This is a genomic window from Telmatocola sphagniphila (assembly GCF_018398935.1).
GTDB lineage: Bacteria > Planctomycetota > Planctomycetia > Gemmatales > Gemmataceae > Telmatocola > Telmatocola sphagniphila.
On the sequence record NZ_CP074694.1, the window covers coordinates 4,637,341 to 4,649,597 of the forward strand.

Annotated in this window: 18 protein-coding genes; 3 read left to right on the forward strand and 15 right to left on the reverse strand. The window is 55.2% G+C overall.

The annotated features are described in order from the left end of the window. Positions 1 to 51: 51 nt before the first annotated feature. The 15 genes from rplF to rpsJ form a co-directional block, all read right to left on the reverse strand. Entirely contained in the window at positions 52 to 615 is a 564-nt protein-coding gene (rplF, locus tag KIH39_RS18575; RefSeq protein WP_213494724.1) for a 50S ribosomal protein L6, read from the reverse strand. Between the two features lie 50 nt (positions 616 to 665). Then, positions 666 to 1,109 carry a 30S ribosomal protein S8 gene (gene rpsH / locus KIH39_RS18580; protein WP_213494725.1) on the reverse strand — a complete coding sequence of 148 codons (444 nt, stop codon included), beginning with the start codon at positions 1,107 to 1,109 and terminating at the stop codon, positions 666 to 668. 15 nt (positions 1,110 to 1,124) lie between these two features. After that, complete coding sequence (locus tag KIH39_RS26665; protein WP_246539718.1) at positions 1,125 to 1,277, reverse strand: type Z 30S ribosomal protein S14; 153 nt, start codon at positions 1,275 to 1,277, stop codon at positions 1,125 to 1,127. Positions 1,278 to 1,471: 194 nt separating this feature from the next. Next, complete coding sequence (rplE, locus tag KIH39_RS18590) at positions 1,472 to 2,014, reverse strand: 50S ribosomal protein L5 (RefSeq protein WP_213494727.1); 543 nt, start codon at positions 2,012 to 2,014, stop codon at positions 1,472 to 1,474. 59 nt (positions 2,015 to 2,073) lie between these two features. Continuing rightward, on the reverse strand, positions 2,074 to 2,439 hold the full coding sequence (gene rplN / locus KIH39_RS18595; RefSeq protein WP_213494728.1) for a 50S ribosomal protein L14: 366 nt from the start codon (positions 2,437 to 2,439) through the stop codon (positions 2,074 to 2,076). Positions 2,440 to 2,515: 76 nt separating this feature from the next. Then, complete coding sequence (rpsQ, locus tag KIH39_RS18600) at positions 2,516 to 2,833, reverse strand: 30S ribosomal protein S17 (protein WP_213494729.1); 318 nt, start codon at positions 2,831 to 2,833, stop codon at positions 2,516 to 2,518. Further along, a complete protein-coding gene (gene rpmC, locus KIH39_RS18605) occupies positions 2,833 to 3,048 on the reverse strand; it encodes a 50S ribosomal protein L29 (protein ID WP_213494730.1) in 216 nt (71 codons plus the stop codon). Before rpmC ends, rpsQ begins: the two co-directional genes overlap by 1 nt. Positions 3,049 to 3,126: 78 nt before the next feature. After that, complete coding sequence (rplP, locus tag KIH39_RS18610) at positions 3,127 to 3,543, reverse strand: 50S ribosomal protein L16 (protein WP_213494731.1); 417 nt, start codon at positions 3,541 to 3,543, stop codon at positions 3,127 to 3,129. Next, the gene (gene rpsC / locus KIH39_RS18615) at positions 3,482 to 4,183 is read right to left on the reverse strand and encodes a 30S ribosomal protein S3 (RefSeq protein WP_213494732.1); all 702 of its coding nucleotides are present in this window, start codon (positions 4,181 to 4,183) and stop codon (positions 3,482 to 3,484) included. The genes rplP and rpsC overlap by 62 nt, the downstream gene beginning before the upstream one ends. Positions 4,184 to 4,209: 26 nt before the next feature. After that, complete coding sequence (gene rplV, locus KIH39_RS18620) at positions 4,210 to 4,551, reverse strand: 50S ribosomal protein L22 (protein WP_213494733.1); 342 nt, start codon at positions 4,549 to 4,551, stop codon at positions 4,210 to 4,212. A gap of 41 nt (positions 4,552 to 4,592) precedes the next feature. Beyond that, entirely contained in the window at positions 4,593 to 4,877 is a 285-nt protein-coding gene (gene rpsS, locus KIH39_RS18625; protein WP_213494734.1) for a 30S ribosomal protein S19, read from the reverse strand. 118 nt (positions 4,878 to 4,995) lie between these two features. Continuing rightward, a complete protein-coding gene (gene rplB / locus KIH39_RS18630) occupies positions 4,996 to 5,853 on the reverse strand; it encodes a 50S ribosomal protein L2 (RefSeq protein WP_213494735.1) in 858 nt (285 codons plus the stop codon). A gap of 148 nt (positions 5,854 to 6,001) precedes the next feature. Then, positions 6,002 to 6,364, reverse strand: coding sequence for a 50S ribosomal protein L23 (gene rplW / locus KIH39_RS18635; RefSeq protein WP_213494736.1), 363 nt, complete (start codon positions 6,362 to 6,364; stop codon positions 6,002 to 6,004). A gap of 6 nt (positions 6,365 to 6,370) precedes the next feature. Further along, positions 6,371 to 7,036 (reverse strand): 50S ribosomal protein L4, encoded by a 666-nt coding sequence (gene rplD, locus KIH39_RS18640; protein WP_213494737.1) that lies wholly within the window; start codon positions 7,034 to 7,036, stop codon positions 6,371 to 6,373. Positions 7,037 to 7,221: 185 nt separating this feature from the next. Then, positions 7,222 to 7,572: a 30S ribosomal protein S10 gene (gene rpsJ, locus KIH39_RS18645; protein WP_213494738.1), complete on the reverse strand. Its 351-nt coding sequence runs from the start codon at positions 7,570 to 7,572 to the stop codon at positions 7,222 to 7,224. Between the two features lie 165 nt (positions 7,573 to 7,737). On the opposite strand from rpsJ, the gene KIH39_RS18650 reads away from it, so the two are divergent. The 3 genes from KIH39_RS18650 (at position 7,738) to KIH39_RS18660 (ending at position 12,229) form a co-directional block, all read left to right on the forward strand. Further along, on the forward strand, positions 7,738 to 8,913 hold the full coding sequence (locus KIH39_RS18650) for a HEAT repeat domain-containing protein (protein ID WP_213494739.1): 1,176 nt from the start codon (positions 7,738 to 7,740) through the stop codon (positions 8,911 to 8,913). Positions 8,914 to 9,207: 294 nt separating this feature from the next. Beyond that, on the forward strand, positions 9,208 to 10,890 hold the full coding sequence (locus KIH39_RS18655; RefSeq protein ID WP_213494740.1) for a DUF1549 and DUF1553 domain-containing protein: 1,683 nt from the start codon (positions 9,208 to 9,210) through the stop codon (positions 10,888 to 10,890). Between the two features lie 49 nt (positions 10,891 to 10,939). Next, positions 10,940 to 12,229, forward strand: coding sequence for a DUF1501 domain-containing protein (locus KIH39_RS18660; RefSeq protein WP_213494741.1), 1,290 nt, complete (start codon positions 10,940 to 10,942; stop codon positions 12,227 to 12,229). Positions 12,230 to 12,257: the final 28 nt, after the last annotated feature.

Below are 12,257 nucleotides of genomic sequence, written 5' to 3' on the forward strand. Positions count from 1 at the left end.
CACTCAGTTAGCCCACGACTGCAACCGCGGGTATTTCATTTCGGATATAGATTAACCGCCGCTGGCAAAGGACTTGCCTTCCTTGCGACGAACCACTTCGTTATCGTACCGGATACCTTTACCCTTGTAAGGTTCAGGTTTACGGGAAGCCCGGATCTCGGCGGCGAACTGTCCGACTTTCTGCTTATCGGAACCCGCGACCAGAATCACGGTCGGGTCCTTGGGATCCGGCAGAGTGACGGTCACTCCTTCCGGAGGCGTCAACAAGATTTTGTTGGCGAAGCCGACCGAAAGTTCGATCGATTTCTTGTCGACGATGCGGGCCTGATAACCCAAGCCTTCGATCTTCAGCTTCTTTTCGAAGCCGGTCGAAACGCCTTTAACCATGTTGGCGACTAGGGACCGGGTCAGGCCGTGCAGCGATCGATTGAGTCGTTCGTCGTCGGGTCGGGTGACCAGAATCGACTTGGCGGCCGCATCGAAGGCGACTTTGATGTTGGGGTGGTGCTGGAATTCCAGCTTGCCCTTCTTGCCTTCGACCGAAACCAGACCGTCCTTGATGCCCACTTTGACATCGGCTGGAACGACGATCGGCTGTTTTCCAATACGAGACATTTCAAACTACTCCTGTTCCCTTGGGGGGCGATCCGGGGGAAGTTAATAAATCACCAAACGTTGCAAATGACTTCGCCGCCGACGCCTTGAGCGCGGGCCTGGCGATCGCTCAGCACACCCTTGCTGGTGCTGAGAATGGAGATACCCAGTCCATCGAGCACGCGGGTCAGGCTGCGGGCGCCTTTATAGTAACGGCGGCCGGGCTTGCTGCTGCGGGCGATGTGACGAATCACTTTTTCGCCTTCGGGGCCATACTTCAGGAAGACGCGGAGAACGACCTTGGGGTCGCTGAAGGTGGCGCCGGGGGTGAATTCCTTGTGGCCGTCTTTAACGACGTAGGTGCCCAGCTGGTAATCGAGGATGAATCCTTCGTGCTTCAAAACCTGCGCGATGGCGGCTTTCAGCTTGGTGCCGGGCATTTCGGCCGCGGGACGTTCGATGGAATTCGCATTACGAATTCGGGTCAGCATATCGGCTATCGGATCGGTCATCATGGCTGTTTGCTCCTCTTACCAACTGGCCTTACGCATACCCGGGATCAAACCATCGCTGGCCATGTTCCGCAGACAGATGCGACAGATACCGAACTTCCGATACACCGCGCGGGGCCGACCGCACAGTTTGCAGCGAAGGCGAACCCGAATCAGTTCGCGGCCTTCCATCACCTTATGCTTGTCGCGCTGATCGGCCGGTTTGGCCATTTCGGCGCGGTGCAGTTCCAACGCTTTCAATTCGCGGCGAAACTTCGCTTCTTTGGAATTTGTTGACATCGATTTCTATCCCTGTAATCCCATCGGCAATCCGAAGGGCAGTAAATTCCACACTCGGCCCGCTTCCGAGAAAGCGGGGGCTGATATTAGACTTCCCGGAACGGCATGCCGAACAGTCGGAGCAGTTCGCGGGCTTCTTCATCACTGCGGGTGCTGGTGACGAAGGTGATATCCATCCCCTGGCTGAAGTTCAGCTTGTCGGGGTCGATTTCCGGGAAGATGGCCTGTTCGGAAACGCCGATCGAATAGTTGCCGTTGCCGTCGAAGCTCTTGGGGTTCACACCGCGGAAGTCGCGAATTCGCGGCAGGGCGATGTTGACCAGTCGATCCAGGAATTCGTACATCCGCTTGCCCCGCAGGGTGACGCGGCAGCCGATTTCGTAACCTTCGCGGAGGCGGAAGGCGCTGACGGCCTTTTTAGCTTTGGTGATCTGGACTTTCTGACCGGAGATCAGGGTCAGCTGCTCGGCGGCCTGCTGCATGCGATTCTTATCCTGAAGGGCTTTTCCCACCCCCATGTTCAGGACGATCTTCTGGAGCCGCGGCAGACTCAGAATATTCTGGCGACCGAACTTTTTGGAAAGTTCGGAAGCGATCTCTTTGGTGTAACGTTCCTGCAACCGAGCCATTGAGCTTTCTCCCAGGTCTTCGATGTCCGACCGAAGACCAAAAAGCGAATTACGCTAGATCAGACGACTTCCTGAGCCATACTGACAATCTTGTTGAAACTCGCTCGCAGTTCACGAGCGATGGCCCCGAAAATACGGGTGCCCCGGGGATTCAAATCGTTATCCAGCAGCACGATGGCGTTGCGGTCGAAGCGAACGTAAGTTCCATCGTCGCGACGGGTGCTCTTCTTGGTGCGAACGACCACGGCCTTGACGACATCGCCGGGCTTCACATCGCCGCCGGGAATCGCCTTTTTCACGCTGGCGACGATGACATCGCCGATGCCGGCGTAGCGTCGGCCGGTACCGCCGAGTACCTTAATGCACATGCATTCCTTGGCACCGGTGTTGTCGGCCACGTCCACGTATGTGTACATCTGAATCATGTCAACCTCATGCGATGGAGTCGGTATCGAACCGACGGGATCGCTTTATTTTTCAATCGTCCGCCGGGTCAGCGGCTTACAGTACCTTGGTCGTATCGGCGGGGGTGATGGTCACCTTGGTCGGAGCCTTGATAACTACGCGAACCAGTCGCCAGGATTTCAGCTTGGAGAGCGGTCGGCTTTCCATGATCTCCACGGTATCGCCGGTATGCGATTCATTGGCTTCATCGTGGACGTAGCAGACGGTACGGCGCTTGATGTACTTGCCGTACCGGGGATGCTTGTCCAGGCGCTGAATTTCGACGCGCCGAGTCTTATTCATTTTGTCGCGGGTGACCACGCCGACGAGGGTCCGGCGGGCATTACGTTCGGGAGTGGCAGTAGTCTCAGACATTATTTCGCGTTCTCCTTAGCCAGTTCGCGCTGCCGTTGTACGGTCTTGATGCGGGCAATCTGCCGCTTGTGATTTCGTATTTCACTCGGAGTTTCCAATCGGTCGGTGGCTGATTGGAAGCGGAGCTGGAACAGCGATTTTTCCAGGTCGCGAATCGTCAGCGTCAACTGTTCATCAGTCATCGCCCGGAGTTCGCTCGGTTTAGGAGCCTTCATGTTATCCAATCCCGTTGCAGCCTCATTCGGAGGCGGCCACTCGAAAAAAACACCGCCGACAGGCGGCGGGTCACAGTATTAGCTCGCCTGCCGGCCGATGAATCGACACCGGAAAGGCATTTTGTAGGCCACGCGGGCCAGGCATTCTTTCGCGGCGCTCTCGGGGAGACCGCCGATCTCGAACAGAATCATGCCAGGCTTCACCACGCAGGCCCAGTACTCCGGCTCCCCTTTGCCCTTACCCATACGGGTTTCGGCGGGGATGGCCGTCACGGATTTATGCGGAAAAACGCGAATGTAAAGTCGACCTTCGCCGCGGGTGAACTGGGCCGCAGTAACGCGGCCCGCTTCAATCGCTTCGGCGCTCAGCCAGCCACCCTCGAGAACCTGCAGACCGAAGTCGCCGTGGCTCACGGTGTTGCCGCGACAGGCGTTACCCTTGACGCGACCGCGCTGGCTTTTTCGATACTTTACGCGTTTGGGCATTAGCGGCATCGGTAGTCTCCTCAGTCAAATAGTCGCCGTTGTTAACCCACACTTTGATGCCGATATTCCCCTGGGCCGTCGAAGCTTCGGCAAAACCATATTCCACTCGGGCTCGCAGCATGGAGAGAGGGATGCTCCCTTCCATGGCTTTTTCGCAGCGGGCCATTTCAGCACCACCCAGTCGGCCGGAAAGCTGGAGTCGAACGCCTTTGGCGCCGCCTTCCATCGCTTTGCCGATCGCCTGTTTCATCGTCCGTCGGAAGCTCGCCCGCTTTTCCAGTTGCTCGGCGATTTCCTCGGCGATCAACTGCGGATCGGTTTCCGGACGATTCACTTCCATCGTCTTCACTTCCACGTGACGATGGATCAGTTTTTCCAGTTCGGTCGTCAGCTTGTCGATTTCGGCGCCCTTCTTGCCGATGATCACACCCACTCGCGAGGAGAAGATGTTGATCACGACTTTCTCGCGCGTCCGTTCGATGGTCACGCGAGCGATGCCGGACCGGCCGAACCGCTTCTTGATGTACTTGCGGATCTTGAAGTCTTCGACCAGCAAGTCCGAAAAATCTTTCTTGCTGGCGAACCACTGGCTGGACCAGCTCGTCATCACACCGACGCGGAACCCGGTTGGTCGAACTTTCTGACCCATATTACCCTCTTGCTCCCTGTTTCCGTCTAGCTCTCGGCTTCATCCGACAATGTAATGTGGATGTGAGCCATCCGCCGCAGAATCATGTTCGCACTACCGCGGGAACGCGGCATCATTCGCTTGAAAGTCGGGGCGCCATCCACGCGAGATTCGCTCACGACCAGATCTTCCACATCGCGGGCCCCGCGGTCGCTGGCATTACCCAGCGCACTCTTGAGGACCTGTTCCAACAGCCGAGCTCCCCGGTTCGGGAGAAACTTCAGCGATTGCAGCGCTTCATCGGCGGATTTGCCGCGAATCATGTCCGCGAACGGACGAATCTTTCGGGGAGTCATATCCGCGAAGCGATGTATGGCTTTGTAGTTCATAGTTCAGTCCTCGAATCCCGCTTCCGAAGCAGGAGATTCGCTTATTTGCCTGGGGCAGCCTTGGCCTTCCCACCACTGTGACCTTTGAATACCCGAGTCGGAGAAAATTCCCCCAACTTGTGACCGACCATTTCTTCGGTCACGTACACTTTGATGAAGTTTTTGCCATTATGAACTTCGAAGGTCACGCCCACGAAATCCGGCAAAATCGTACAGTCACGGGACCAGGTCTTGATCGGAGCTCGGGCGCCCGATTTACCAGTCTTCTCCACCTTCGCCAGAAGCTTAGGATCGAAGTACGGTCCTTTTTTCGATGAACGGCTCATGCCCGTCCGCCTCCCCAAAATCTTCTATTACCCCGAAAAAGGGGAAGAGAAGATGATATCGACCACATAACAGACCGGCGATAGCGCGCTTGCCGGATCGTTCTAAAATTTATTCGAATCACGAACCCGCGAACCGCGGTCCCGAACGTCGTCGTCGGATGATCGCATTGTTCGATGGTTTGCGCTTCTTACGCGTTTTTCCACCCTTCGCCAGCACGGCTGTCGGCGAACAGGGATTTCGACCCCCGGAGGTACGGCCTTCACCGCCCCCCATCGGGTGATCGACCGGGTTCATCGACACGCCGCGGTTGTGGGGCTTGCGACCCAACCAACGCTTGCGGCCGGCTTTACCCAGCGAGATATTCATATGATCCGGATTCGACAGCGATCCGATCGTGGCCCGGCAGGAAGACGGCATACGGCGGGTTTCGCCCGAAGGCAGCGTTACCTGAGCCCAGTCGCCTTCGCGAGCAGTCAACACGGCCGAACCACCTGCGGTCCGGCAGATCTGGCCGCCTCGACCCGGCTGCATTTCGACGTTGTGAATCGTCATGCCGACCGGAACCTTCTTCAGCGGCATGCTGTTACCCAATCGGGGTTCCACGCTCTCACCGCTGGCCACCGTATCATCCGCTTTCAGTCCGTTCGGGGCCAAGATGTAACTCTTGGTTCCGTCTTCGTACTGAATCAAAGCGATTCGAGCGCTTCGGTTGGGATCGTATTCAATCGAAAGCACCTTGGCGGGTGAATCGTCTTTCTTGCGCTTGAAGTCGATCAAACGCAACATCCGCTTGTGCCCACCCCCACGGAACCGGACACAGACCACGCCCTGGTTGTTTCGGCCACCGGACTTCTTCTTCGGGACGAGCAGTGACTTTTCCGGCTTATTCGCGCGAGGCGTTGTGCACTCGGCGAAGTCGCTCACGGAACCGGCACGACGGCCTGCGGAAGTCGGTTTGTATTGTCGAATGCCCATATAGCCTCTCTGGCTTAATGCTTTAGCTTTCCGCTAATTAGCCGTCAGTTTTCAGCGATCCGCTGTCCACTAACCGACTACTTTCTCAATCTTTGATCCAACTCATCAGGCAGTCCTGAACTCAGAGACTGCTCGCCGTCGATCGCTCTTAGAAGAACTCAATCTTGTCTTCTTCGTGGAGCGTCACCACGGCCTTCTTCCAATCGGGCTGCTGACCCATGGTCGTTTTGAAGCGTCGCTTCTTGCCGTGGCGAATCTGGGTGTTCACGCCGGTGACCCGGACATTGAACATCTGCTCGACCGCCCCTTTGATGTCCGTCTTGGTCGCTATCGGGCTTACCTGGAAGGTATACGCGTTATAGCGAGTGCTCTGGTGAGTTCCCTTTTCGGTCACCAGCGGTCGCAGCAGAACCTGATAGGGTTCGAGAACGACCCCGGTCGGTCCCGCCTTGGGAATCTTCCGCTTCTTGTTCTTTGGCCGATATTTTTTCGGTCTTGGTCGTGTGTTCATGTTCGATTACTCCCCGGCTTTCAAAGGCTTGGGATGACGAAGCGCTTCCAGCGCTGCCTTGGTCAGCACCAGGTGTTTCTTGCCCAGCACGGCGTGGCTATTCAGTTCCGTTGCCGGCAGAACTTTCACGCCTTCGATGTTGCGGGCCGACTTGTAGACGTTGGTGTCGGTTCCGTTGGTCCCGATCAGACACTTCGTAACGTTCAAGGTCTTCAGCAACGAGGCGATTTCCTTGGTCTTCGGGGCCGTCATGCTCAGTTCGTCGATGACGATGGTTTCTTTGTCCCGCAGTTTGGCCAGGATGGCCATTCGGGTAGCGATCTTGATCGCTTTTTTGGGCAGGTGATATTCGTAATCGCGAGGCTTGGGACCTTTAGCGGTACCGCCCCCACGTCGTTTGTTCGTGCGTTTGGTACCGGCACGGGCGTTGCCCGTACCTTTCTGTCGGAAGATTTTTTTGCTCGAACCGGACACTTCGCCGCGGCGGAGCGTATGGTGATTACCTTCGCGAAGATTGGCCTGGTACATCACAACTGCTTCGTGGAGCAGTCGGGGGCTGATTTTACCGCCGAATTCCTTCGCATCGACACTGATGGTGCCGACCGACTGACCCTGGCGGTTATAAACCGGCACTTCGATAGCACCGGTAATCAATTCCACGTGTTCGGACATATCCACTTTCCTTTCAGCCCCTTTGCATAGGCTGACGGTGGCGACAAGAGCCCCCAGATAAATTTCTGCAGGAGAAATTCACCCGTTTCGCTCGAGCTGTTGGAGGCACCGAGTCGAAATTTCCCCGGCAAACCTCTTTGCCTTTATAACTGGGGAATAAGATTATAAGACACTAACACCGAGTTTCAAGCAGCGCCTGGAGCGTTCTGCTGAGCCATAACCCGAATCTTGATATCCACACCGGGGGGAAGGCTGAGGCCCTTGTTCAGAGCTTCAATGGTCTTGCCCGTAGGCTGGAGGATATCGATGACCCGCTTGTGAGTCCGAATTTCAAACTGTTCGCGGGATTTGCGGTCGATGTGAGGAGATCGCAAAACCGTGTATCGTTCGATTCGGGTCGGTAGCGGAATCGGACCGTGGACATCAGCACCCGTCCGTGTGGCAGTATCCACTATCTCGGCCGCCGTGCGATCCAGCATTTCATGGTCGTAACCTTCCATGCGAATGCGGATTCTTTCATTCAAAGTCTGAGCCATTTGGAGCCAAATTCCAATAAATGCTTCAAAATATCGGAAACGGTAAGATAGAGCGCCGGGACTAGTGGACAATAGCGCACCTAAAAAAATCAGGAAAAAGCGCAACGGACTGGCGTTCGCAGTTCGGCAATGCTACCGTGAATGTCAGTTATCGGGAGATACGAGATGTACGCGATCGCAACCTGTTTGATATTCAGCTTTTGCACATTTTACACAACGGCCAATGGTAGCGATCAGGCGGCGCAACTCGTTAAGCAGCTGGGAGATTCGTCATTTCGCAAGCGGGAGCAGGCCGAGTCGGAGTTGTTGAATCTGGGGTCCGAAGCACTCCCGGCAATTCAAGCCGGAATCAACAGTCCCGATAAAGAAATCAGCGAACGCTGCAAAAAACTGCTGCCTCTGGTTCGCGGCGCGGATTTCAACAAAAAAGTTCGGGAATTTCTGGCCGACACCGAGGGAAAGAAAAATATCGTGCTTCCCGGCTGGAAGCGTTTTCAGGAAATCGCCGGTAAGGAACCGGGAGCGCGGGCTTTTTTCAGCGACATCGTGCTTAAGCATGCCGAGCAATTGAAATTATTGGAAAGCAATCCGCAGGAAGCTGCCCGAATTTACTTTCAATTGATCAGCCGGATCAACAAATTCGATTTTCGGGCCGGCGGATTATCGGCCCCGTTGAAAGTGCATCCGAATCCGCCGAGCATTTACGAATTGGCACTCCTGATGCTTTTGGACAGCGATCCAAAAATTCGCGATATCACCTATACGCGGGGCGACGATCCGGAATATCGGCTCGGCTATCTTTTCAGCCGGCCTTATGCGGAAGAGTACTTTTCGAAGAATGAAAATTCTCCACTATTTCGCAAGCTTTTCGCCTACTGGTTCGACAAAACCCTCGAACACACTCAAACCAACGGACAGGATAAAACCGGCTTCGAGGATATTGTGGAAGCCTGCTGGCTGCACGATTTGAAGGAGGCCGTGCCGCAGCTGAAAAAGCTGCTCGCCAAAACCGATCCGGATGCGGATGAACTGGCCGGGGCACTTCAGGCTTTCTCCAAGTACGGCACCGAGAAAGACCTGGAGTTGTTGAAGCCTCTCTTGAAAAATGAAAGTGTCTGCGCGAGCATCGATGTCCCCAAGGAAGGACATTATGAAATTCAAGTTCGGGATGTGGCTTTGGGGGTCTCGATCTACCTGAGCAAGCGAAACCCCAAGGATTTTGCCTATAAACGTCTGCCGGAGAAGCCGTCCGACCTGACGCCATTAACATTTGGATTTCGCAATCCGGACGACCGGGCTGTGAGTTTCAAGAAATGGCAGGAGTTTGTCGGGAAGAAGTAGAATTTTTGAAGTTCCGCAGGCTTTCAAAGACGTATCCGATTAGCGACGCCCTGGAAGAAGCGCTCTACCTCGATCACGTCCGCAAAGCAATGTAACATCTGTTTTGCAAAGCAATCCCGTGAATAACGCATCTACTGATGTGTTATTCAGCGGGCACGCCCTCATTTTTTGCTCATAATTTGGTGCTGGCCCTACTCAAATTATTTGTACGCCGCGGCGGTACGTTCTCCACTTTAATGGGTTAATTTGAAGTAGGCTGCATTAGCCCGCAATAAATGCTTTCGAGTCGATCCCATGAACACACGAAAAATACTCTCCGGCTTGGCTTTCGGCTTACTCCTGGGCGGCGTTCTCTGGTGCTCCACGACCGTGGACGCCCAGGACCCCAAACAGGACAAGAAAGCCAAGAAGGCCAATAACAAAAAAGCCAATGTTGAAGCCCGGGAACTCACCCCCAAGGCCGATGCGGCCATGATCACTGTCTCGGCAAACCCTTCCGATGTTGCCGTTTTTGCCGGTAAAATCGACTCAATTATCGACTCCAAAATGCGGGAAAAGAGTCTGACGGCCTCTCCCACTTGCTCCGACGAGGACTTTATCCGCCGGGTTTCGCTGGATATTACCGGCGTCATCCCAACCGCCGATCGAGTTCGCCAGTTTGTGGATGCCAAAGAAACCGATAAGCGTTCTCAGTTAATCAATGAACTGCTGGAAAGTCCCAAGTTCGGCACCCATCAATCAGATGTCTGGCAAGCTCTGCTTTATCCTCGCGAGAGCGACAACCGGTTCGTCCCCAAAGAGTCTCTGGTGGATTGGTTGAAGACCACCTTCAACGAGAATAAGCCTTGGAATAAAGCTGTTTACGACCTGTTGACCGTGAGCGGAAATACAGAAGAACATAAGGAGGCCGTCTACTTCCTGGCCAACCGCACCGTGGACAAGATGACCGATAATGTCTCCAAGGTGTTTATGGGTCTGCAGATTCAGTGTGCCCAGTGCCACGATCACCCGTTCGCCGATTGGACCCAGAAAGATTACTGGGGCCTCGCTCAATTCTTCATGAGGGTGCAGACCGGCAATCCGCAGATGGCGGCCAAGAACGGTAACCCGGTCAATGTGAATGAAGTTTCGGTAGTTCGCCGCAACGATAAGGTGAATCCCTTGCCCGATTCCGCCAAGATGGTGGCTCCGAAGTTTCTAGGTGGCAAGGAACTGAAAATCTCGGCCAACGATCCGGGCCGACCGTATCTGGCCCGCTGGCTCACCTCCCCTGAGAATCCCTACTTCTCCAAGGCTATGGTGAACCGACTTTGGTTGGAATTTTTCGGGCGGGGCATTGTCAATCCCGTCGATAATCTCGATGAACAGGACAAATCGACGCATCCCGAACTGTTGGATATCGTCGCCAAGGAATTCACGGCCAGCGGCTACGACATCAAGCACATGGTTCGGATCCTTTGCAACACCCAGGCTTACCAGCGCAGCAGCAAGCCGACGGACAACAACACTAAAGATCGCGATTACTACAGCCACAGGGCCATGAAGGTCATGATGCCCGAACAGCTTTTCGATTCCCTGGCTCAGATAGTCGATTTGAAGAACGAACGAGTGGCGGGCAAGGGGGCCGCGATGAAACCGGTGAACGCCAACACGCTTCGCGATAATTATGTGCTGTTCTTCAACGGCTCGGATTCGATGAAGCCGGTGGATTACGAAGCGGGCATTCCCCAGGCCCTGCGACTGATGAACAACAACCGCCTGAATCCCCGCTCCGTTGCCGACCGAATCGCCAAGGCTTCCAGCACTGTCGAACAGGGCATCGAACAGCTTTATATGACCACGTACGCCCGGAAGCCGACGGCGGCCGAAGAGAAAAAGATGAAGGAATTCATTGCGAAAACCGCCAGCCGCACCGAAGCGTTTTCCGACATCCTCTGGGTTTTGATGAACTCCAGCGAGTTCACCTTTATTCGCTAAATACAACCGGTTTTTAACCGCTTACCGCACAACAGTAACGAGGCCAACTATGTTTCCTCTCAATTATCTGAACGACAAATCGCGACGCGATTTTCTGAAATTGACCTCGGCCGGTGTCTTCGGGGCATCGCTCTCGGGCTGGATGAATGTCCTGGCCGCCCGAGCCGACGAGTCCAAGCCGACTAAGGGCAAAGCCAAATCCTGCATTCTGCTTTGGATGGACGGCGGGCCGAGCCACAAGGACACATTCGATTTGAAACCGGGCAGCAAGGGAGCGGGCGATTTCAAACCGATCAAGACTTCCGCGAGCGGCATCGAAATCTCGGAGCATTTTCCGAAACTGGCGCAGTGGATGAATAAGGCCGCGCTGGTTCGCGGTATGAGCACGCCGGAAGGAGCCCACCCGCGAGCCAAATTCAATCTGCACACCGGCTATCGCGAAGGACAGGGAGGCGTCGATTATCCCAGTATCGGGGCCATCGCTTCGATGGAACTGGCCAAGAAAGAATTCCCGTTGCCGAACTACGTTGCGATTGGCGGCCGGAGTTTCGGCTCCGGTTTCCTCGGGCCGAAATATGCTCCCCTGATCGTCGGCAATCCCGATAAAGGGGTGGAAGATCTGAAATCGATGGTATCCACAACGCAATTTGATCGCCGCGTCGGGTTGCTGGAAGAAATGGAACAATCGTTCTTCGGCAATTATCAGGCAGACAACATCATCGATCACTCGGTGAATTACCACCGGGCCGTCGAGATGATGAAATCGAAGGAAGCCAAAGCCTTCGATCTCTCCAAGGAATCCTCGACGGTTCGCTCCGCATATGGTTCCGGCACTTTTAACGATGGCTGCCTGATGGCCCGCCGTCTGGTGGAAATCGGTGTGCCGTTCATCGAGGTGACTTTAGGCGGATGGGACACTCACCAGGACAACTTCGACAAAGTCAAAAATCTCTCGGGCCGGGTCGATCAGGCCGTGTCGGCCCTGCTGAAGGATCTCACGGAACGGAGACTTCTCGATAGCACGCTGGTGATCTGGATGGGCGAATTCGGTCGTACGCCGGCGATTAACACGCGCGGCGCCAAACCGGGTCGAGACCATTATCCGAAAGCCTGGAGCCTGATGATGGCGGGCGGCGGAGTGCCCGGCGGTCAAGTGATAGGGCGCACCGACAAAGAAGGGGCTATAGTTGAGGAAGGAAAGACTTCCGCCGTCGATTTTCTGTCGACCGTCTGCACGCTGATGGGAATCAACTACAAGAAAGACAACACGACCCCGAATGGCCGACCCGTTCGCGTGGTGGATAAAGCGGCGGTGCCGATCAAGCAGATCGTCGGGTAGTGCCCTCGACGGTTTGCCACAAGCACAG